This is a genomic window from Phyllobacterium sp. CL33Tsu, from assembly GCF_900113985.1.
GTDB classification, from domain to species: Bacteria; Pseudomonadota; Alphaproteobacteria; order Rhizobiales; family Rhizobiaceae; genus Phyllobacterium; species Phyllobacterium pellucidum.
The window spans coordinates 1,530,272-1,551,141 of sequence record NZ_FORJ01000001.1 but is presented as its reverse complement, the minus strand read 5'-3'; the positions used below and the strand labels follow the sequence as shown (position 1 = coordinate 1,551,141).

21 protein-coding genes and 1 pseudogene are annotated in these 20,870 nt (G+C 59.0%); 7 read left to right on the top strand and 15 right to left on the bottom strand.

The features are described from left to right. Nucleotides 1-67: 67 nt before the first annotated feature. The 5 genes and pseudogenes from BM074_RS07525 to tesB form a co-directional block, all read right to left on the bottom strand. A pseudogene (locus BM074_RS07525) lies at nt 68-622 on the bottom strand (outer membrane lipoprotein carrier protein LolA); the annotation flags it as partial. Between the two features lie 323 nt (nt 623-945). Beyond that, on the bottom strand, nt 946-3,570 hold the full coding sequence (locus BM074_RS07520; RefSeq protein ID WP_091920861.1) for a DNA translocase FtsK: 2,625 nt from the start codon (nt 3,568-3,570) through the stop codon (nt 946-948). 225 nt (nt 3,571-3,795) lie between these two features. Beyond that, on the bottom strand, nt 3,796-5,208 hold the full coding sequence (locus BM074_RS07515; RefSeq protein ID WP_027231017.1) for an ammonium transporter: 1,413 nt from the start codon (nt 5,206-5,208) through the stop codon (nt 3,796-3,798). Between the two features lie 23 nt (nt 5,209-5,231). Further along, entirely contained in the window at nt 5,232-5,570 is a 339-nt protein-coding gene (locus BM074_RS07510) for a P-II family nitrogen regulator (RefSeq protein ID WP_027231016.1), read from the bottom strand. Between the two features lie 247 nt (nt 5,571-5,817). Beyond that, complete coding sequence (tesB, locus tag BM074_RS07505) at nt 5,818-6,687, bottom strand: acyl-CoA thioesterase II (protein WP_091920859.1); 870 nt, start codon at nt 6,685-6,687, stop codon at nt 5,818-5,820. A gap of 96 nt (nt 6,688-6,783) precedes the next feature. Between tesB and BM074_RS07500 the strand changes: the two genes are divergently transcribed. After that, entirely contained in the window at nt 6,784-8,007 is a 1,224-nt protein-coding gene (locus tag BM074_RS07500) for a ubiquinone biosynthesis hydroxylase (protein ID WP_091920857.1), read from the top strand. Between the two features lie 41 nt (nt 8,008-8,048). Here the strand turns inward: BM074_RS07500 and BM074_RS07495 are convergent, their stop codons facing one another. Together BM074_RS07495 and BM074_RS07490 are read right to left on the bottom strand one after the other, a co-directional pair. Then, complete coding sequence (locus BM074_RS07495) at nt 8,049-9,089, bottom strand: aldo/keto reductase (RefSeq protein ID WP_175498925.1); 1,041 nt, start codon at nt 9,087-9,089, stop codon at nt 8,049-8,051. Nucleotides 9,090-9,115: 26 nt separating this feature from the next. Beyond that, nucleotides 9,116-9,640 (bottom strand): hypothetical protein, encoded by a 525-nt coding sequence (locus BM074_RS07490; RefSeq protein WP_091920855.1) that lies wholly within the window; start codon nt 9,638-9,640, stop codon nt 9,116-9,118. Nucleotides 9,641-9,800: 160 nt separating this feature from the next. Between BM074_RS07490 and BM074_RS07485 the strand changes: the two genes are divergently transcribed. Then, complete coding sequence (locus tag BM074_RS07485; protein WP_027231011.1) at nt 9,801-10,238, top strand: OsmC family protein; 438 nt, start codon at nt 9,801-9,803, stop codon at nt 10,236-10,238. Between the two features lie 69 nt (nt 10,239-10,307). Here the strand turns inward: BM074_RS07485 and BM074_RS07480 are convergent, their stop codons facing one another. The 5 genes from BM074_RS07480 to BM074_RS07460 all read right to left on the bottom strand — a co-directional run bounded on the left by BM074_RS07480 (nt 10,308) and on the right by BM074_RS07460 (nt 14,597). After that, a complete protein-coding gene (locus BM074_RS07480; RefSeq protein ID WP_091920854.1) occupies nt 10,308-11,087 on the bottom strand; it encodes a succinate dehydrogenase iron-sulfur subunit in 780 nt (259 codons plus the stop codon). A gap of 24 nt (nt 11,088-11,111) precedes the next feature. Beyond that, nucleotides 11,112-12,944 carry a succinate dehydrogenase flavoprotein subunit gene (sdhA, locus tag BM074_RS07475; protein WP_027231009.1) on the bottom strand — a complete coding sequence of 611 codons (1,833 nt, stop codon included), beginning with the start codon at nt 12,942-12,944 and terminating at the stop codon, nt 11,112-11,114. Between the two features lie 8 nt (nt 12,945-12,952). Further along, entirely contained in the window at nt 12,953-13,336 is a 384-nt protein-coding gene (sdhD, locus tag BM074_RS07470; protein ID WP_091920852.1) for a succinate dehydrogenase, hydrophobic membrane anchor protein, read from the bottom strand. 17 nt (nt 13,337-13,353) lie between these two features. After that, nucleotides 13,354-13,752, bottom strand: a complete 399-nt coding sequence (sdhC, locus tag BM074_RS07465) for a succinate dehydrogenase, cytochrome b556 subunit (protein WP_091920850.1) — start codon at nt 13,750-13,752, stop codon at nt 13,354-13,356. A gap of 371 nt (nt 13,753-14,123) precedes the next feature. Then, nucleotides 14,124-14,597, bottom strand: coding sequence for a GNAT family N-acetyltransferase (locus tag BM074_RS07460; protein WP_027231006.1), 474 nt, complete (start codon nt 14,595-14,597; stop codon nt 14,124-14,126). Nucleotides 14,598-14,782: 185 nt separating this feature from the next. Here BM074_RS07460 and BM074_RS07455 point away from each other — a divergent pair, with 185 nt between their 5' ends. From BM074_RS07455 to queF, 5 genes are all read left to right on the top strand, one after another. Continuing rightward, nucleotides 14,783-15,193 (top strand): hypothetical protein, encoded by a 411-nt coding sequence (locus tag BM074_RS07455; protein ID WP_091920849.1) that lies wholly within the window; start codon nt 14,783-14,785, stop codon nt 15,191-15,193. A 77-nt stretch (nt 15,194-15,270) separates the two neighbouring features. Further along, nucleotides 15,271-15,981, top strand: coding sequence for a 7-cyano-7-deazaguanine synthase QueC (gene queC / locus BM074_RS07450; RefSeq protein WP_091920848.1), 711 nt, complete (start codon nt 15,271-15,273; stop codon nt 15,979-15,981). Further along, the gene (gene queE, locus BM074_RS07445) at nt 15,978-16,625 is read left to right on the top strand and encodes a 7-carboxy-7-deazaguanine synthase (protein ID WP_091920847.1); all 648 of its coding nucleotides are present in this window, start codon (nt 15,978-15,980) and stop codon (nt 16,623-16,625) included. The genes queC and queE overlap by 4 nt, the downstream gene beginning before the upstream one ends. A 51-nt stretch (nt 16,626-16,676) precedes the next feature. Continuing rightward, on the top strand, nt 16,677-17,063 hold the full coding sequence (locus BM074_RS07440) for a 6-pyruvoyl trahydropterin synthase family protein (RefSeq protein ID WP_091920846.1): 387 nt from the start codon (nt 16,677-16,679) through the stop codon (nt 17,061-17,063). After that, nucleotides 17,060-17,521: a preQ(1) synthase gene (gene queF, locus BM074_RS07435; protein ID WP_091920842.1), complete on the top strand. Its 462-nt coding sequence runs from the start codon at nt 17,060-17,062 to the stop codon at nt 17,519-17,521. Before BM074_RS07440 ends, queF begins: the two co-directional genes overlap by 4 nt. 66 nt (nt 17,522-17,587) lie before the next feature. On the opposite strand, the gene leuC is transcribed toward queF, so the two are convergent. From leuC to BM074_RS07420, 3 genes are all read right to left on the bottom strand, one after another. Continuing rightward, nucleotides 17,588-18,997, bottom strand: coding sequence for a 3-isopropylmalate dehydratase large subunit (leuC, locus tag BM074_RS07430; RefSeq protein ID WP_091920840.1), 1,410 nt, complete (start codon nt 18,995-18,997; stop codon nt 17,588-17,590). Between the two features lie 130 nt (nt 18,998-19,127). Next, on the bottom strand, nt 19,128-19,946 hold the full coding sequence (locus BM074_RS07425) for an amino acid ABC transporter permease (RefSeq protein ID WP_244532745.1): 819 nt from the start codon (nt 19,944-19,946) through the stop codon (nt 19,128-19,130). Then, the gene (locus BM074_RS07420) at nt 19,943-20,734 is read right to left on the bottom strand and encodes a transporter substrate-binding domain-containing protein (protein WP_091920837.1); all 792 of its coding nucleotides are present in this window, start codon (nt 20,732-20,734) and stop codon (nt 19,943-19,945) included. Before BM074_RS07420 ends, BM074_RS07425 begins: the two co-directional genes overlap by 4 nt. Nucleotides 20,735-20,870 lie beyond the last annotated feature (136 nt).

The window sequence follows — 20,870 nt, the reverse complement described above, 5'->3', positions numbered from 1 at the left end:
TGGGAGGCGCAGCAAAGGTGCTGCGCGGTCATGCCAAAAGATCAACCAGAGTTCAAGCCGCCGGTGATTACTTCTTCATCGCAATGCGTGTGTAGTCGATCTTGAACATGTCGTCAGCGAAACGCACGCCGGTGCGCACATTGGTGATCATGACCGTGGTGTCGAGACCCTGCGCATCGGTGATGGTCCACTGACGCAGATCCGAGGTCTTCGGATCGAACATCATGGTGATTGTGGAGTTGCCGAAGATCGATTTGTCGCCAAGGACAATGGTCGTCATATCGGGCTCTTCCTTGACCGACTTTACCTTACCGCCGGAGAGGTCGATCGAATCGCTGAGAAGCAGCTTCAGCGGCGTCTTCGACAGCGGGTAAAGATCCCAGGTGTCAAGCTTGCGGTTGTTGATTACAACCGACTGTCCATCGGAAATGACGCGGATGGGCGAAGGCTTGTTGTAATTGAAACGAATCTTGCCCGGACGCTCGATGTAGAAGGTGCCTTCCGTCTGGTCGCCGCGCGGGCCGAACTGGACGAAACTGCCGGTCAGGGTCTTAACGCCCGAGAACTTGTTGGCGATTTCCTGGGCAGCACTGACACCGCCGGGCGCAGCTTGTGCCAGCGCCGGCGTTGCAATAGCCACTACTCCGGCAACACATGCGGTACCGACCATCGAGGCGACCGCCGACGCTCTCATAAGCGAGCCAATTGCGCGAAACGGTGCGGTCGTCATCATGGTCATATCTCCTGTCGTCGTCGTACGGTATCTAGAAACCCAGTTTGGCTTCACTGTGGCTAAGAAACGGCACAAACCCGTTTCCGTTCCTCAATGTGGTCCAGCAAGGACGTTACGTAACCGCCCTGCCCCTTATAGATAGGAACTCGCTGGGCAGCATTCCATAACGCCGCAAATTCTTGGTGTTACGGCACGCGCCTGGCATAACGTTCCTAGAACTCGTCATCCTGTGTCGGCACGAGAATTTCGCGCTTTCCGGCATGATTCGCCGGGCCGACCAGACCCTCCTGCTCCATGCGCTCGATAATGGACGCGGCACGGTTGTAGCCAATACCGAGCCTGCGCTGAATATAGCTCGTTGACGCCTTCTTGTCGCGCAGGACGACGGCGACCGCCTGATCGTAGGGGTCGTCCGAATCTTCGAGATTGCTCGTTCCGGCCGGACCAGCACCTTCGTCCTCGTCATCCTCTTCGGTAATCGAATCGAGATATTCCGGCACGCCCTGTAGCTTCAGATGCTGGACAATCTTCTCCACTTCATCGTCGCCGACGAACGGGCCGTGCACGCGCTGGATGCGGCCGCCGCCGGCCATGTAGAGCATGTCGCCCATGCCGAGCAGTTGCTCGCCGCCCTGCTCGCCAAGGATCGTGCGGCTATCGATCTTCGACGTGACCTGGAAGGAGATGCGGGTCGGGAAGTTTGCCTTGATCGTGCCGGTGATGACGTCGACAGAAGGGCGCTGCGTTGCCATGATCACATGGATGCCCGCAGCGCGCGCCATCTGCGCGAGGCGCTGGACCGCTCCCTCGATATCCTTGCCGGCGACCATCATCAAATCGGCCATTTCGTCGATGATGACGACGATATAGGGCATGGGCTTCAAGTCGAGCTCCTCCGTCTCATAGACGGCCTCGCCGGTCGCCCGGTCGAAGCCGGTCTGGACCGTCCGGGCGATGCGCTCGCCCTTCTTCTGTGCCTGTTCGACGCGCTGGTTGAAGCCGTCAATGTTGCGCACGCCCACCTTCGACATCTTGCGGTAGCGGTCTTCCATCTCCTTGACCGTCCACTTCAACGCGACGACCGCTTTCTTCGGATCGGTGACAACGGGCGTCAAAAGATGCGGGATGCCATCATAAATCGACAGCTCCAGCATCTTCGGGTCGATCATGATGAGACGGCATTGCTCCGGCGTCATGCGATAGAGCAGCGACAGGATCATGGTATTGATGGCGACAGATTTGCCTGAGCCCGTCGTGCCGGCGACGAGAAGGTGCGGCATCTTCGCAAGGTCGGCAATGACTGCCTCGCCATTGATGGTCTTTCCGAGTGCAAGCGCGAGCTTGGTCTTCGTCTGTTCGAAATCCCGGCTCGCCAGCAATTCCCTGAGATAAACCATCTCGCGTGTCTGATTCGGCAATTCAATGCCGATGGCATTGCGGCCAGGAACTACCGCGACGCGCGCGGCGATGGCGCTCATCGAGCGGGCGATATCGTCGGCAAGCGTGATGACCCGCGACGACTTGATGCCTGGTGCGGGCTCAAGCTCGTAGAGCGTGACGACCGGGCCGGGGCGAACGTGGATAATCTCGCCGCGCACGCCGAAATCCTCCAGCACGCCCTCAAGCAGCCGCGCATTCTGCTCAAGCGCTTCCTTCGAAAGGCTCGGATTGCGGACGACATTCTTCGGCTCGCTGAGGAAATGCAGGGACGGCATCTCGAAGTCATCCGACTTGATCAGCGAAGCCTGCGCTTCACGTTGAACACGCGCACCAGCCTTCGGTGCAGGCGCTGGGGTATCGATTCGCGCCGTCACCGGCCGTGCCGGAGCAGACCGTGCCGGGGCGGCCTGCGGCGCCCAGTCGTCATCATCTTCGTCGTCATCACTGAATGCTACTGGATCAAATCGCGCCGAGCGTGCGTCGAAATCGTCGTTTCCGATGTCGATCGAAGGAGCCTCTATGCGCGGCGCCGCATCGCCAAAGCCGGGCTCACGGCGGACGCCGTTCGCACCGGCTTTTTGCTTACCGCCTCCAACGTCGTCGAGGAAGTCATCAGCCCGCTGGCGTCCGCGCAGATTGCCTGCGCCGCTATGGCCGGTCAGGCGTCGGAATAGTGCCTTTGCGCTAAGAAACCAGTGGGTCAAGGCGCCGAGGGCAAGCAGACCACCGCCTTCGCGATCGTCCTCATCCTCGTCCTCGTCATCATAATCGTCTTCATCGGCGACGTGGCGCGTCGATTTCTTGGCGACCGGCGGCTCGCTGTCGCGATAGATAATGCCACTGGCAAAAGCGAATACCCAGAGGCTCGGCAATACAAGCACGGCAACGACGATCATTGCCAATCCACCCCGGGGGAACGTGCCGATGAAAATTGCCGGTATCTTCAGGACCATATCTCCGAAGACACCGCCGAGGCCTATCGGCATTGGCCAGCTCGAGGGTATGGCGAAGCAACCTGCCATCGCCGCAGCCATCAACGAAGCGCAGAACCAGGCGACGGCGCGCTTCGGCATACGGTCGATGCTGCGGCCGGTAACGAGAAAGCCGCCCCAGAAGAGCGCGGGCATCAAAGCCACCACCATGGAAAGGCCGAAGAACTGCATACCGAGATCGGCGAACACGGCGCCCGGATAGCCCAGCGCATTGTGGACCGGATTGGATGTCGCGTGACTGAAACTCGGATCGAGGACATTCCATGTCGCGAGGCTTCCGACGGCGAACGCCACGAAGCCAAACAGCGCCAGCCCCCAAAGCAGGAGAATCTGCCGCCGGAATATGGTGGTCAACCCGAGCCGTTCGCCATCGATGGCATAAGAGGCTGAATATCCTTGACGCATGAATGCTTGCCCCGCGTGAATGCATGCCCAGCGGCTGAGCCCCAGCCGCAGATTTGATTCTCACGTTAAGATGCCGATGGTTAAGGGGGCATTAACCATGGGAACCAGTGGGCCAAATTTGCTTCTACTGGCATTGTGACAAGTTTGACCCAAACCAAAATGGGCCCGGAATTTCCGGGCCCATCACACTCATTTGTCAGTACGGCAATGTGCCGCTTCTGCCGATTACATATGGTAGGCGGCTTCACCGTGCGAGGTAAGGTCGAGACCTTCGCGCTCGGACTCAGGCGATGCACGCAGACCGATGACCAGGTCGACGATCTTGTAAAGGATCGCACTGCCGATGCCCGACCACAGCAGCGTCACGAGAACGCCCTTGAACTGTGCCCAGAGCTGGGTTGCTGTGCCGGCATAGGAAGCGGCAAAGTCGGCGGTCGAATAATCGACGATGCCAGCGCCACCAAGAGCCGGGTTGACAAGGATACCGGTTCCAAGCGCGCCGATGATGCCGCCGACGCAGTGGATGCCGAAGACGTCGAGGCTGTCATCATAGTCGAACTTGTTCTTCACCACGGCTACGAAGAAGTAGCAGACCAACGTGACGAAGGCACCGAGGACGATCGCACCCATCGGGCCGACGAAGCCAGCGGCGGGCGTTACCGCAACGAGACCGGCAACTGCACCCGAAGCTGCACCGAGCATCGAGGCCTTGCCGCGCAGCCAACCTTCGAGGATGATCCACATGACCGCAGCTGCGGCCGTGGCGACGAAGGTGTTGATCATGGCAAGTCCGGCATAGGCATTGGCTTCAAGATTGGAGCCGGCATTGAAACCGAACCAGCCCACCCACAGCAGCGAGGCGCCGATCATGGTCATCGTCATCGAGTGCGGTGCCATGATGTCCTTCTTGTAGCCGGCACGCTTGCCGATCATCAGGGCGCCGACAAGACCGGCAATGCCGGCATTGATGTGAACGACGGTACCACCGGCGAAGTCGATCGCGCCGAAGCCGAAGATCAGGCCGGACGGGTCGGAATAGGCGCTCGGGCCACCCCAGAACCAGACCATGTGCGCGATCGGGAAGTAAACGAACGTTACCCAAAGGATGACGAAGAGGATCACGGCCGAGAACTTGACGCGTTCAGCAAAGGCGCCAACGATCAGCGCCGGCGTGATGCAGGCAAAGGTCATCTGGAAGCAGACATAGACCAGTTCGGGAATGGCGACGCCTTTGGAGAAGGTTTCCGACATCGTGGTCACGTCGACGCCGGAAAGAAACGCCTTGGAAAAGCCGCCGACAAAGGCATTGCCGGGGGTGAAGGCAAGGCTGTAGCCGTAGAACACCCAGATCAGCATGACGACCGCTGTGATCGTGAACACCTGCATGAGTACCGACAGCATGTTCTTGGCGCGGACGAGACCACCATAGAACAGGGCAAGGCCGGGAATGGTCATGAGCAGCACAAGGACGGTCGAGATCATCATCCAGGTGGTGTCGCCCTTGTCGACCGTCATGGCGGGCGCTGCAGCGGGAGCGGCTTCCTGGGCGAAGGCGGCGATCGCGCCGAACGCTGAAAGCGCCAGCGACCCCAGAAGGGTAGTGCGCGCTGCAGATTTCAAACTTGGCAGAATTGTCATTATTATCTCCTTGAACCCCTAAATCACAGCGCGTCGGTATTGGTTTCGCCGGTGCGGATACGAACAGCCTGTTCGATGCTGAGGACGAATATCTTGCCGTCACCGATCTGGCCGGTCTTGGCGGCCGTGGTGATGGCTTCAACCGCGGTGTCGACGAGCTCTGACGCGACTGCGATTTCGATCTTCAGCTTGGGAAGAAAGCTGACCGCATATTCGGCCCCGCGATAAATTTCGGTGTGCCCCTTCTGGCGGCCATATCCCTTCACTTCGGTGACGGTCAGGCCCTGGATGCCGACAGCGGTGAGGGCTTCACGCACCTCATCCAGCTTGAACGGCTTGATGATAGCCATCACAATTTTCATTCAACTACCCCTGCGCTAGCGCGGCACCTTCAGAGTGGAATTACCTGAAGGCATGACCGCGTTGGACCCATCGCCTCAAGCATGCGCCATTGGTGACTGGTCAGGAGTATTCAAGTTCCGTGCCAGAATCACATGAGAGATTTAAGTCATTGATATTTAATGTTTATTTTTCACAAATTAGTACTATTGCACATTTTTCCATGCGCGCTGATTAAATAATAGGCAAATGTAAGTGGCTGGTTAAATCTCACACCTTTGCATGCACACGAATTAGGCCTTCTTGCGCCGTCGAGGCGATGAGGGTGCCGTCACGGCCATAAAGAGTGCCCCGGGTAAGGCCCCGTGCGCCTGATGCGCTGGGGCTGTCTGCCGTATAAAGCAGCCAGTCGTCGAAGTTGCAGGGGCGGTGGAACCACATGGCGTGATCAAGGCTGGCGACCTGGAGGTCGCGGTCGAATATCGAGCGCCCATGCGCGTAAAGCGATGTATCGAGCAGGGTCATGTCCGAAAGATAGGCGAGAACGGCTGCCTGCACTGCCCGGTCGGCTGGCACGGGACCCGTCGTCTTTATCCATACGTTTTGCTCCGGCGGCAATTTCTCGCGCGAGAAATAATGCGTCAGCGACAACGGCTTCAATTCAATCGGACGATCCTGCTCCCAATATCTGCGAATGTTTTCAGGTGCATTCTGCAGGTACTGTTGCTTCAGATCCTTGTCGCTTATCAATTGCTCCGGCGGCGTGATATCGAGCGGACGGGGAACCTGATGCTCCAGGCCGCCCTCATCGATCTGGAAGGAGGCTTCAAGCGAAAAGATCGCATGCCCATGCTGTATTGCAACCACACGCCGGGTCGTGAAACTGGAACCATCGCGGATGCGATCGACTTCATAGATGATGGGTACTTTCGGGTCGCCAGCGCGCATGAAATAGCCGTGAAGGGAATGAACGTGGCGCGATGAATCGACTGTCCGCTGCGCAGCGACCAGCGCCTGGCCAATGACCTGTCCGCCGAAGACGCGTTGCCAGCCGACCTGCGGACTGCGACCTCGAAACAGGTTGTGTTCAAGCGTCTCAAGGTCGAGTATGGACAAAAGCTCTTTCATGGCTTTGGACATGGACGGTCATCTCCCTACGAGGCGTTTTACCTGACGCTTGCAACAGGAACGGACCGACAAGTCAAGCGTTTGCAGTAGCGGCAAGAGGAGGCAAACATGGCGCAACGAACCACCGATATTATCATAGCCGGTGCAGGCTATGTCGGCCTTGCAACTGCCGTAGCCCTCAAATCTTCTGCCGCTCATCTTAGCGTCACTGTCATTGACGCGGCGCCCAAGGGTGTCTGGCGCAATGATGCGCGTGCCTCGGCTATTGCAGCCGCGGCGAGTCGCATGCTCGACCGGCTTGGCTGCTGGGAAGAGATACTTCCAGAGGCACAGCCTATCACCGAGATGATCGTCACCGATTCGCGCACATCTGACCCCGTGCGCCCGGTGTTCCTCACATTCAATGGCGAGGTAGAGCCTGGCGAGCCTTTCGCTCATATGGTGGAAAATCGCATCCTTAATGCGTCATTGCGCAAGAAGGCCGAAGCGCTTGGCGTTACTTTTATCGAAGGAGCGCCAGTCGAAGGATTCGAACATGGCGAGGCATATCTCACCGTCCGCCATTCCGGTGACAAAACCCTCGATTCGAGGCTGTTGATTGCCGCTGACGGGGTCAAGTCGCGGCTGCGCGACATGGCGGGCATCAAGACGGTCAATTGGGAATACGGCCAGTCCGGCATCGTCTGCACCGTTAGCCACGAACGCCCGCACCATGGCCGCGCTGAAGAACATTTCCTGCCCGCCGGTCCATTCGCAATCTTGCCGCTCAAGGGCAACCGTTCGTCTCTGGTCTGGACCGAACGGACCGCGGATGCCGAGCGCCTTGTCCAGGAGGATGATTTCCTTTTCGAAGCAGAGCTTGAGCAGCGTTTCGGGCTCAAGCTTGGCGAACTCCATATCGAAGGCGGGCGCAAGGCCTTCCCGCTCGGTCTGACCTTGGCGCGCGATTTCGTCAAGCCGCGTTTCGCCCTCGCCGGCGATGCGGCGCATGGCATCCACCCGATCGCCGGACAGGGGCTCAACCTCGGTTTCAAGGATGCGGCAGCGCTGGCCGAAACGATTGTCGATGCGGACCGGCTGGGGCTCGACATTGGCTCGGTGGCCGTACTCGAGCGCTACCAGACGTGGCGACGCTTCGACACGGTGCAGATGGGGGTCACGACCGACGTGCTAAACCGGCTGTTCTCGAATGACAATTTGCCGGTGCGCGCCTTGCGCGATTTTGGCCTCGGCCTTGTCGAACGCATGCCGCGCCTCAAGGGCTTCTTCATTCGCCAGGCTGCCGGCCTCTCGACCTCGGCGCCAAAGCTTTTGCAGGGTCAGGCGATTTAATGAATGTGCGCGGCATAGGCCGCGCACATTCCGGGCAAAAATCAGAGCGGCCGCGGAAAGCGGCGATGAATAGCTTCGATCTCCGTCAGGATCTCCGGCGAGAGCGTTAAGTCCGCCGCACCGATATCAACCTTCAACTGCTCCATCGTCGTCGCACCAATTATGACCGCGGTCATGAATGGCCGTGTCAGAGCAAAGGCGATGCCGAGCTGCGCCACATCGACACCGTGCTTGTGCGCGAGATCGATATAGGCCCGCACCGCGGGCGCCGAATGCTCATTGTTACGCCACAGGCCGCCCGGCTGGATCGAGCCGCGGGTCCCGTCAGGCACCTTGCCGCCGAGATACTTGCCGGTGAGAACGCCGGAAGCCAGCGAGGAATAGGCAAGCAGGCCAACGTCTTCATGATGGCTGAGTTCGGCAAGGTCGAGATCGAAAGCGCGCTGCAACAAGCCATATTCGTTCTGCACCGAGGCGACGCGCGGCAGGTTCTCCCGTTCGGAAAGCTTGAGCCACTGGCCAATGCCCCAAGCGGTTTCGTTGGAAAGACCGATGTGGCGGATCTTGCCCTCCTTGACCATATCGTTGAGGCCCTGCAGCGCATCCTCGATCTGGACGGGCACCTCGGTCCTGTTCTGCGTGTGCGGCGCATAGTGCCAGCCATTACCGAAATGGTAGTGGCCGCGGGCGGCATAATGCACTTGATAGAGATCAATGTAATCGGTCTGCAGGCGCCGGAGGCTGCCCTCCACGGCTTCGCGCACCGAACGCCGGCTCGGCTTGGCACCATCGCGGATCCAGCCATTGCCGCCACCGGAGATCTTCGTGGCGAGGACAAACTTGTCGCGCTTGCCGGTCTTCTTGAACCACGTGCCGATATAGGTCTCGGTCTTGCCATAGGTCGCGGGACTCGCCGGTATGGCGTAGACCTCCGCCGTATCCATGAAATTGATCCCGTTATCGAGCGCATAGTCGATCTGTCGATGTGCGTCTTCTTCGGTGTTCTGCACGCCCCAGGTCATGGTGCCGAGGCAAATTTCCGTGACGTCTATATCCGTCCGGCCAAGCTTTTTCAGTTTCACGGGGTTTTCCTGTTCGGTGTCGTTGATCAGTTGACTTGAAAGCCAAGCCTTTGCCTGAGCTTTCTGACCCGCTGCTTGTAGTGCTGTGTGGGAGGCACGGCCGCAGCGGTCTCTTCCAGCATATCAAGCAATTCGCACTTTTCCACTTCGCTCAATCTTTGATTGATGAAAGGCGTGGTTTTTTCAATCACCGTGACTGTATCGCCGATCTGGTCGCATGCCCATCGGGCATAGATGACCGCTTCGTCAACCTGCAGGCAATTTGTGACCTTGAGCAGGACTTTTCTGACCGCTCCGGTATGCCGATCGTCGATCATCTCGTCTTCCGAGATAATAGCTAGAATTATGGTAGCGGCAGCATGCACCGGATCGTTGATTGCAGTGAGCGGCGAATTTTCCGCCTGCATCCTGATTTTTCGGCGCCGGAAATGGCCCCTTATCCGCCCGGCCTCATCGGCGATGTCGCTTGCCGCCCTGCCCAGGAACATGAGCCTGTACCACCAGAAAACCCCGCCGCCCAGCAACCCGAGCACAAGCAGAACAATATGCATGATCCAAAAATCCCGCGCAAATTGGCAATCTCTACGTCAAGGCAAGCGCTGGGTAAATTAGTCGATGGAATAATGCCGGGCGGTGGTTATGATGGAAACACCGTGCCGTTTGCGCGGAGCGCTTTTCGATATTACTCCAGATCAAATCAGGGAGATACCAATGGACAGACAGGCAACCGCAATCTGGAAGGGAACTCTCACGGAAGGTTCAGGCACACTCGATACACAAAGCGGTGCGCTCAAGAGCCTGCCCTATAATTTTAAGGCGCGTTTTCAGGACGAAAGCGGCACGTCCGGCACCAACCCGGAGGAATTGCTGGCAGCGGCGCATGCCGGGTGCTTTGCAATGCAATTGTCCCATTTCCTCGCCGAGAACGGCACGCCCGCCGAGAACCTCGACGCCAAGGCCAAGGTGACAATCAGCCCTGCGGCCGGCGGCGGCTTCGAGATCACCAAGAGCGCTCTTACCCTCGTCGGAACAGTTCCGGGTATTGATGACGCGACGTTCGCCAAGCTCGCCGCACAGGCCAAGGCGACCTGCCCGCTTTCGAAGGCGCTCGGTGCCATCGAAGTAACGCTGGACGCCAAGCTGGGATAATCTGTAACCCATGCAATAATAAAACGGGCGCTCAAGGCGCCCGTTTCTCTAGGTTCAACGGCAGTAGCCTCAGATCCGGCGTTCCACCATCATCTTCTTGATTTCGGCGATGGCCTTTGCGGGGTTTAGCCCCTTCGGACAAGTCTGCGCGCAATTCATGATCGTGTGGCAGCGATAGAGCCGGAACGGGTCCTCGAGGTTGTCGAGGCGCTCGCCCGTCGCCTCATCGCGGCTGTCGATGAGCCAGCGATAGGCCTGCAGCAGCACGGCCGGTCCAAGATAACGGTCGCCGTTCCACCAATAGCTGGGGCACGATGTCGAGCAGCAGGCACACAAGATGCACTCATAGAGGCCGTCCAGCTTGGCACGGTCCTCGTGGCTCTGCAGCCATTCCTTGGCGGGTTCCGGCGAGACCGTCTTGAGCCAGGGTTCTATCGAACGATGCTGTGCATAGAAGTTGGAAAGATCCGGCACCAGATCCTTCACCACCGGCAGATGCGGCAGCGGATAGATTTTTACCGGTCCCTTGATCTCGTCCATGCCCTTGGTGCAGGCGAGCGTATTGGTGCCATCGATATTCATCGCGCAGGAGCCGCAAATGCCTTCGCGGCAGGAGCGGCGGAGTGTCAGCGTCGGATCGATCTTATTCTTGATCCACAGCAGTCCGTCGAGGACCATAGGCCCGCAATCGTCGAGATCGACATAATACGTATCGATACGCGGGTTTTCGCCATCATCCGGCGACCAGCGATAGATACGATACTCACGCAGATTGTTGGCGCCCTGCGGCCTGTCCCAGGTCTTGCCCGGACGCATCTGCGAGTTCTTGGGAAGTGCAAGTTCAACCATGATGCCCTAAAGCCTTTCCCTTGCTCAGTAAACGCGCGCCTTAGGCGCGATCTTGGCGAGGCTGATGCCCCCATCCTCTTCCCGGACCAGCGGGTCGAGATGGACCGGGCGGTAGCCGAGCGTGACCTTGCCATCCGGAGCCAGCCAGGCAAGGCTGTGCTTGCGCCAGTTGACGTCATCGCGACTGGGGAAATCCTCGTGCGCGTGGGCACCCCGGCTTTCCTTGCGCGCCTCGGCGGCAACGACGGTCGTCAGGGCATTCGCCATCAGGTTTTCGAGTTCGAGCGTTTCGACGAGATCCGAGTTCCAGATCATCGAACGGTCGGTTACCTTGATATCCGGCAGCTCGCTCCAAATCTTTTCCATGCGTTCCACACCGGACTTCAGCGATTCGGACGTCCGGAAAACGGCAGCGTCCTCCTGCATGGTGCGCTGCATCTTCTCGCGCAGTACCGCTGTCGGCGTTCCGCCGCTGGCGTGGCGCAGGCGATCGAACCGATCCATGATCCTGTCGACGGAGGCGCCGTTGATGTCGGGCACCTTGGCATTGCGGTCGATCACCTCGCCGGCGCGGATCGCCGCGGCGCGACCGAAGACGACAAGGTCGATCAGCGAGTTGGAGCCAAGGCGATTGGCACCGTGTACCGAGGCGCAGCCCGCCTCGCCCACTGCCATCAAGCCGGGCTGGATACGGTCGGGATCTGCTGCGGTCGGGTTCAGTGCTTCACCCCAATAATTGGTCGGAATACCGCCCATATTGTAGTGGACCGTCGGCAAGACCGGGATCGGCTCGCGTGTCAGATCAACGCCGGCAAAAATCTTGGCCGATTCCGAAATGCCGGGCAGCCGCTCATGCAGGACGGCCGGATCAAGATGGTCGAGATGCAGGAAGATATGATCCTTGTTCTTGCCGACACCGCGACCCTCGCGGATTTCAAGCGTCATGCAACGCGAAACCACATCGCGTGACGCCAGATCCTTGGCGGATGGGGCATAGCGCTCCATGAATCGCTCGCCTTCGGAATTGACGAGATAGCCGCCCTCACCGCGCGCACCCTCGGTGATCAGGCAGCCGGCGCCATAAATTCCGGTCGGATGGAACTGAACGAACTCCATGTCCTGCAAGGGCAGGCCGGCACGTGCCACCATGCCGCCGCCATCGCCGGTGCAGGTGTGAGCGGAGGTTGCGGAGAAATAGGACCGGCCATAGCCGCCCGTCGCCATCACCACCATCTTCGCCGCGAAGCGATGGATCGTGCCGTCATCGAGATTCCAGGCGACGACGCCGGTAATGGTGCCTTCTTCATCCTGAATGAGATCGAGTGCGAAATATTCGATGAAGAACTGCGCATTGTTGCGCAGGGACTGGCCGTAGAGCGTGTGCAGGATGGCGTGGCCCGTACGGTCAGCTGCGGCGCAGGTGCGCTGCACCGGAGGTCCGTCGCCATAGTTCATCATGTGGCCGCCAAACGGTCGCTGATAGATCTTGCCTTCCTCGGTTCGCGAGAACGGCACGCCGTAGTGCTCGAGTTCATAGACCGCCGCCGGCGCTTCCCGCGCCAGATATTCCATGGCATCGGTGTCGCCGAGCCAGTCGGAGCCCTTGACCGTGTCATACATATGCCACTGCCAGGAATCCGGGCCCATATTGCTCAGCGAAGCGGCGATGCCGCCTTGCGCCGCGACCGTATGCGAGCGGGTGGGGAAGACTTTGGTGATGCATGCCGTCTTGAGGCCCTGCTCGGCCATGCCAAGCGTTGCGCGCAAGCCGGCGCCGCCTGCTCCGACCACGACCACGTCGAACTTGTGGTCAACGAATGTGTAGGCCTTGCCGGCCGTATTTTCTGTAGCTGCCATAATGTGGCTCAGCCTCCAAAGCTCAGCTTGAGGATGGCAAAGATGCTGACGACGCCAACCGCCAGCGTGAAGAAGGTGTTGAGCATCAAAAGGACGATCTTCGATCCTTCGCCATGGACGTAATCTTCAATGATCACCTGCATGCCGAGTCGCATGTGATATAGGGCGGAAATGATCACCATCAACAGGACCAATGCCGTCAGCGGATGGGAAATCGCGGCTTTCGTCTCCGCATAGCTGGCTCCATGCAGGGAAAGGATCAGTCCGATAAAAAACAGAAGCAGGGGCACGTTGGCAACGGCCGTCAGCCGTTGGCGCCAGAAGTGCTCGGTGCCTTCCCTGGCGGAACCCAATCCGCGAACCTTGCCGAGCGGCGTGCGCATGTCGCCCATCGTTCCGCCTCCTTGTTCTAGGCTATTGTGAATGCGGCGATCCAGACGAGGATCGTCAGCGTGACCGAAAGAATGAGCGAAGCCCAGGCCATCTTGGTGGTGGTTTCTTTTTCGAGGCCGCGTCCCGTATCCCAAATCAGGTGGCGGATGCCGCCGATCATGTGATGAAGGAGCGCCCAGGTGTAGCCGAGCAGAACCAGAAGACCGAGCCACGAGCCATAAATCGCATTGACGAAGTTGAAGTAGTCTTCGCCGATCGCAGCCGCGATCAACCACCAGGCAACCAGCAACGTGCCGACATAAAGCGCCGCACCGGTAACGCGGTGGACGATCGACATGACCATGGTTGGGATTGGCTTGTAGATTTGCAAATGCGGCGACAGGGGCCGGTTTGCGTGTATTGATGACTTGCTCATGGCGTTTCCAAATTGAGCGCCTCGCCTCGAATGGCGGGCAGGGCCGAAAGGCTGCGAGAGGCAATTTAGAAGGGTTTTAATCCGGTTTTTGCACTGCGTCAAAGCCCTTTCCGCACCCTCATGCTGCGAAATGGCGCCAATAGCAAGCACTTATGGTTTATTCATAAAATTCAATCGTTTAAACCGGCAAAATGGCTCCGTCACTGATAGGAACGCCATTATTGTTCACTGCAAAAAATACTTGAATTAGTCTCTCCAGTTCATATCCCTGACGCCGTCCCGAAGGCACCGCGCGGCTATTTTGGTGACGACGCAGCCTGTCTCGCGCGCGACGTGTTACACCGCGAAACAACCATTCGTTGCGGGACAATCTATTGATTGCCAAAGCGTATGATGAAGCTTGTCCAGTCGGCCGGCGCCGCGACCTGCTCGTAGAGCTTGCGACCGTCCTCTGGAATGCGCGGGGCATTAAGCGACAGCTTGGTCCAGCCGCGCTCCTCTGCCTTGTCGGCGAGGACATCGATCAATGCCTTGGCGATGCCTTTGCCGCGGTGATCGTGATGCACGTAGATATGATCGACCTGGCCGGCGCGCATGCCTGAAACCGGCTCCGGCAGATCGTAGAAGATGACAAAGCCCACGAGTTGACCATCGAGGCGCGCACCCGCGATCTCGGCGGCGCGGTCGCGCAACAGGTTTTCGGCGTAGTAATCGTCGGGGCGGCGCGGTGCGCCGCGCTTCAATGCTTGCGCGTAGCTGGCGAGCAGGGGCGCGAACTCATGGGCATGACTGAGATGGAGTTGCGAAATGTCGATTGCGTGTTCGTCGGTGGTCTTCTTGGTCATGTCGGCTTCCATCCCTTGGATCGCACCGGTCGAGCCGGTTTGTTGGCGCCAAGGATTGGTTGATTTGCCGGGCCCGTCAACCAGCAGCCCGGATGAAAATCGATTTGATTAGCAATGGGCAGGTGACAATTGTTAATAAAAGATTAATGCTGCGATCAAGGAAGCTAGCCGACGAGGGATGACAAATGACCTTGATGCAAAGTGTGTTGTTGAAATCGTCAGTTGCATCCGTTGCGCTCGCGCTGTTGCTGGTTCCGCAACTTGCGGCCGCGAACGGCAGTAATGCCAGCAACGCTTATGGCGACGAGTACGGCAACGTCGTACTGCACGAAGAGGGCGGACCAAAGATCATCTTTGTCGGCGCTTCTGCAGCAAAGTCCGATACGCTTGGCCGGGACATCCGGCGAGAGGTTCCGGTCTATAAGCGTGGCAAGGGTCCGGCGGTGATCTCGCCTGTCAGCGATCCACGTGTGGTTGGAACCGTTCCACCTCCCAATACGGGCTGTGACAGTCCGCTCGTCATCCAGGGACGCGGCTATATGTATGGCCTTGATTGGAACGAAACGCCCGTTATCGCGCACCCGGGCTGCGAGTAGACCTTTCTGCCAAGAATTGATTTGCCTTGACGAAGCGTGGCCTGTAATGGGGCCGCTTCATTGTAGGATCGTTTCCAATGGCTCGCAGTTCCGATGGCGCACTCGTTCTGTTCTCGGGCGGACAGGATTCCGCCACCTGTCTGGCCTGGGCGCTCTCACGCTTCGAGAGGGTTGAGACGGTGGGCTTCGATTACGGCCAGCGCCACCGCGTCGAGCTCGAGGTACGCGGTGCATTCCGCGAAGCGCTGACAACCGCGTTTCCCGCATGGGGCAAACGTTTGGGTGACGACCATCTGCTGAACGCGTCGATGGTCAACGCGCTTGGCGCTACTGCGATGACGGCTGACATTGCCATTGCCATGGCGGAAAACGGCCTTCCCAACACATTCGTGCCGGGCCGCAACCTCCTTTTCTTCACGCTTGCAGGTGCTCTCGCCTATCGCCGCGGCCTGCGCGTCATCATAGGCGGCATGTGCGAGACGGATTATTCCGGCTATCCGGATTGCCGAGATGATACACTGAAGGCGCTGCAAGTCGCCCTTTCCCTCGGCCTCGATCGTCGTATCACCATCGAGACGCCGCTGATGTGGCTCGACAAGGCAGAGACCTTTGCCCTTGCGCAGGAACTTGGCGGCAACCCGCTGCTTGATCTGGTGATCGAGTCCACCCACACCTGCTATCTCGGCGATCGCGCCAACCGCCACAGCTGGGGCTACGGGTGCGGTACCTGCCCCGCTTGCGCTCTGCGCGCCGGTGGCTGGGCGAAATTCAAGGCGGAAGCGGCGTGACATACGCGGTCAAGGAAATCTACCTGACGCTCCAAGGCGAGGGCAATCACACCGGCCGCGCCGCCGTGTTCATGCGATTTGCCGGTTGCAACTTGTGGTCCGGTCTTGAGCGGGACCGCGATGAAGCTGTCTGCCAGTTCTGCGATACGGACTTCATCGGCGTCGATGGCCCCGGCGGTGGCAAGTTCAAGACCGCGGATGCCTTGGCTGAAGCGGTGGCGGCGAAGCGGCCGGGCGGCGGCAAGCCTTATGTCATCTGCACAGGGGGCGAGCCACTCCTGCAACTCGACGCGGCGCTGATCGATACGTTTCATGCAAGAGGCTTCGAAGTCGGCATCGAGACCAACGGAACGATCGCCGCGCCTGCAGGGCTCGACTGGATATGCGTTTCACCGAAAGGAACCGGCTCGCTGGTCCAGACTCGCGGCAACGAGCTCAAACTTGTCTATCCGCAGAAGGAGAGCGAAGTTCACCCCTCGCGCTTTACGACGCTTGCCTTCAACCATTTCTATCTGCAACCTCTTGACGTTATCGGTGATCCGGCGCAAACCGCCGCGCATGTGGCATCTGCAGCGGCCTATTGCCTCGCCCATCCGCTTTGGCGGCTGAGCACGCAGACACATAAATTGATCGGCTTGCCTTAGAGACAAGCCTTGGCGGGCGCCTGTATTGCGCCAGAGCTGACCGAGGACAAAATGCGAATTTTTATCGACTTCAACTTTGAAGCGGCGCACCATTTGCCGCATTCCTTTCCCGACGGCCACGTGAACCAGCGGCTGCATGGCCACAGTTTCCGCGCGCGGATCACCCTTGACGGACGACCGGACCCGAAGAGCGGACTGATCACGGACCTCGGCGCAGTGAAATCCTGCGCCGACAGCGCCCGCGAAGAGCTCGATCATCGCTATCTCAATGAAGTTCCGGGGCTAGAGTTACCGACACTCGAGACCATTGCCATATGGCTGTGGCGGCGTGTGGAGCCGGATCTGCCCGCGCTCGTGGAGATCGGCATTTACCGCGACAGTTGTGGCGAGGGCTGCGAATATAATGGCGAGTTCGAGACAAGAAAGGCAGCAGCATGAGCCACTATGCAGATGAGGCAACAATGCTCGGCAAGGATGTCAAGATTCCGCAGCATCCGGATGAAGCCGTGCTTGATGCCGTTCCCAACCCACAGGCCGGAACGCTATTTCTCGCGCGCTTCACCTGCCCGGAGTTCACGTCGCTCTGCCCGGTTACCGGCCAGCCCGACTTCGGCCATCTGATGATCGATTATGCGCCGGGTGAGTTCCTGCTGGAATCGAAGTCGCTCAAGCTCTTCCTGTTCAGCTTCCGCAACCACGGCGCATTTCACGAAGATTGTACGGTGGGCATTGGCAAGCGCATCGTCGACGCCATCAAGCCACAATGGCTGCGCATCGGCGGCTACTGGTATCCGCGCGGCGGGATTCCGATCGATGTATTCTGGCAATCGGGGCCGTCACCCGAGGGTCTTTGGCTGCCTGACCAGGGCGTTCAGCCCTATCGCGGGCGGGGCTGAGCTCCAAAGCCCAAAGGCGCTGCCGACAAAAAGAGCGCCCTCCCCGGAAGGGGAGGGCAACAGCGATTATTTCCAATCGCGGATGTCGATGAAGTGACCGGCGATCGCCGCGGCTGCGGCCATTGCCGGAGAAACAAGGTGCGTGCGGCCCTTGAAGCCCTGGCGACCCTCGAAATTGCGGTTCGACGTGGAAGCGCAACGTTCGCCCGGCTTCAGGCGGTCGTCATTCATGGCAAGGCACATGGAGCAACCCGGCTCACGCCAATCGAACCCGGCTTCCTTGAAGATCTTGTCGAGACCCTCGGCTTCCGCCTGCTGCTTAACGATGCCGGAGCCCGGAACGATCATGGCATCGACGTGCTCGCTGACCTTGCGGCCTTCAACGACCTTGGCGACGGCGCGCAGATCTTCGATGCGGCCATTGGTGCATGACCCGATGAAGACGCGGTCGAGCTTGATGTCGGTGATCGGCGTTCCGGGCTTCAGGCCCATATAATCGAGCGCACGCCACTTCGAGCTGCGCTTCGTCTCGTCGGCGATGTCGTCCGGATTGGGCACGGTGCCCGTGACAGAGACGACGTCTTCCGGCGAAGAACCCCAGGAAACGATGGGCGGAAGTTCCGCCGCATTGAGCACGACAACCTTGTCGAAATGCGCACCCTCGTCGGTGTGAAGCGTCTTCCAATAATCGATCGCCATGTCCCAGGCCTGGCCCTTCGGCGCGCGCGGCTTGTCCCTGACATAGGCAAAAGTGGTTTCATCCGGCGCGATGAGTCCGGCGCGGGCTCCGCCTTCGATCGACATGTTGCAGATCGTCATGCGGCCTTCCATGGACAGGTCGCGGATCGCCTCGCCAGCATATTCGATGACGTAGCCGGTGCCACCGGCGGTGCCGATCTCGCCGATGATGGCAAGGATAATGTCCTTGGCGGTGACGCCTTGCGGCAGCTTGCCGTCGACGCGCACCAGCATGTTCTTGGCCTTTGACTGGATCAGGGTCTGCGTGGCGAGCACGTGCTCGACCTCGGACGTGCCGATGCCATGGGCGAGTGCCCCAAAGGCGCCGTGGGTGGAGGTGTGGCTGTCGCCGCAAACGATCGTCATGCCGGGCAGGGTAAAGCCCTGCTCGGGTCCGATGATGTGGACGATGCCCTGGCGAATATCCTTCTCCGAATAATATTCGACGCCGAAATCCGCAGCGTTCTTGGCAAGCGCCTCAACCTGGATGCGGCTTTCTTCGTTCTTGATGCCGTTGACCCGGTCGGGCGAAGTCGGAACATTGTGGTCGACCACGGCAAGCGTCTTTTCCGGATGACGCACCTTGCGCCCGGTCAGGCGAAGACCTTCGAAGGCCTGCGGGCTTGTCACTTCATGGACAAGATGGCGATCAATATAGAGGAGGCATGTGCCGTCTTCCTGTTGATCGACCAGATGGTCATCCCAAATCTTGTCATAAAGTGTGCGTGGCGCAGTCATAGTTCTATCCTCGGCACGGTTTTGTGCTTTTCAATTATTTCGTGGACATATGCACTTGAGGTCCAGTTACGTCAAGAAACAAGCGAGAAAAGTAATATTCCGGCGACAATGCGCCGCTCTTCGCGCAGGTTCAGCGACGGTCGGACCGCCCCAGTCTTCGTTCGATCCATCGCAATGCAAGGGACAGGCTGATAGTCAGGAGAAGATAGATATAGGCAACGACCGAATAGGTTTCAAAAAAGCGGAATGAACCGGAGGCATAGACTTTGCCCATCTGCGTGACGTCGACCACGCCGAGCACCGAGACCAGCGACGAATCCTTCACCATCGAGATAAAATCATTGCCGTAAGGTGGCAGGATCGTACGGATGGCCTGTGGCATGACGATCAGCCGGAAACGCTGCAACCGTGTGAGACCGAGCGCCTTGGCTGCCTCTATCTGTCCCTTGTCGACCGCCTGGATGCCTGCCCGGAATATCTCGGCAAGAAACGCTGCATAGGCGAGCATCAACGCAATGATCGCCCGCCAAAGCAACGAAAAATCCCGCACCAGGGCCGGTTCGATCAGGCCAGCGCCTTGCAACGGTTGAGAAAGAAAGTTCCACAGCGCAACCAGCGCAGGAGCGCCGACAAAGGCGATATAGAAAAGCAGCACGAGAAGCGGCACGCCGCGCACGACTTCGACGTAGAAGCGCGCAGCTTGCCTTATTGCGATATGGTCCGAGAGGCTCATGACCGCGAGCGCGAGACCGAGCACGGAAGCGAGGCAAAATGCGAGAAGCGACACCCAGACCGTAATCCAGATGCCTTGCGACACGGTCGTGAAAACTTGCCCGTAGATGGGGCTGATGAGAATGGCGATGCCGAGCGCGATGGCAATCGTTCCGGCAACAACCAGCCACCATGGGAAATCCGGCTTGGCTGCGCGCGAAGGTCTGGCGCTTGTCACTGCCCGAGCTTGTAGTCGAGGAACCATTTCTTGTTGAGCGCTTCGAATGTGCCGTCGGCCTTGAGAGCCGCAATTGCCGCATCGACGGGCGCCTTCAGGTCCGACCCCTTGGGAAATATGAAGCCGAAATCCTCGGCACCAAGCGGCCCGCCGATCAGCTTCAGCTTGCCGCCGGACGCATCGACGTAGCCTTTGCCCGCAGTGCTGTCGGTCAGGACGAGGTCGACATCACCCGTCTTCAACGCTTCGATTGTGGCGCCGAATGTCTCGAAGAGCTTGATGCGCGGATTCTGCTCATTGCCGTCAAGCACGTTATAGACAGCGACGTAGAAGTTGGTCGTCCCCGGCTGCGATCCGACCAGCGTGTCCTTTACCTCGGCAAAGCTCTTCGGATCGGTGAAGCGTTTCTCGTCGCTGCGCACGAGCATGAATTGCTCGGATCGCATATAGGGTTCTGAGAAGTCGATCTTCTGCTTGCGCTCGTCATTGATTGTGATGCCGTCCATGCCCATCTGGTACTGGTTGTCGGACACCGCCTGGATCATCGCGTCCCAACTCGTATTGAGATATTCGACCTGGAAGTTGAGCCGCTTGGCGATCTCGTTCATGGCGTCATATTCCCAACCAATCGGCTTGCCGGTCTTGGGATCAACGAACTGCAGAGGCGGGTAGGCGTTCTCGGTAACGACGGCAACCTTCTTGCCGCCAAGGTCAGGCAGGTCTGCTGCAAAAGCGGAAAACGGCAGCGCGGCGAGCATAAGCCCGGCTATCAAAACGGATCGCAACATTATCTCAGCCCCTCGTTCGTCTGAAGCGAAACAGATTTCACCTTGGCGTTGAGCCGTCAATCCCGCAAGGGTCGCAATCCTACTGTCAGTTGTGAACGGGGACAAAATTACTCCGAAAATGAAAAAGGCGGCCCGA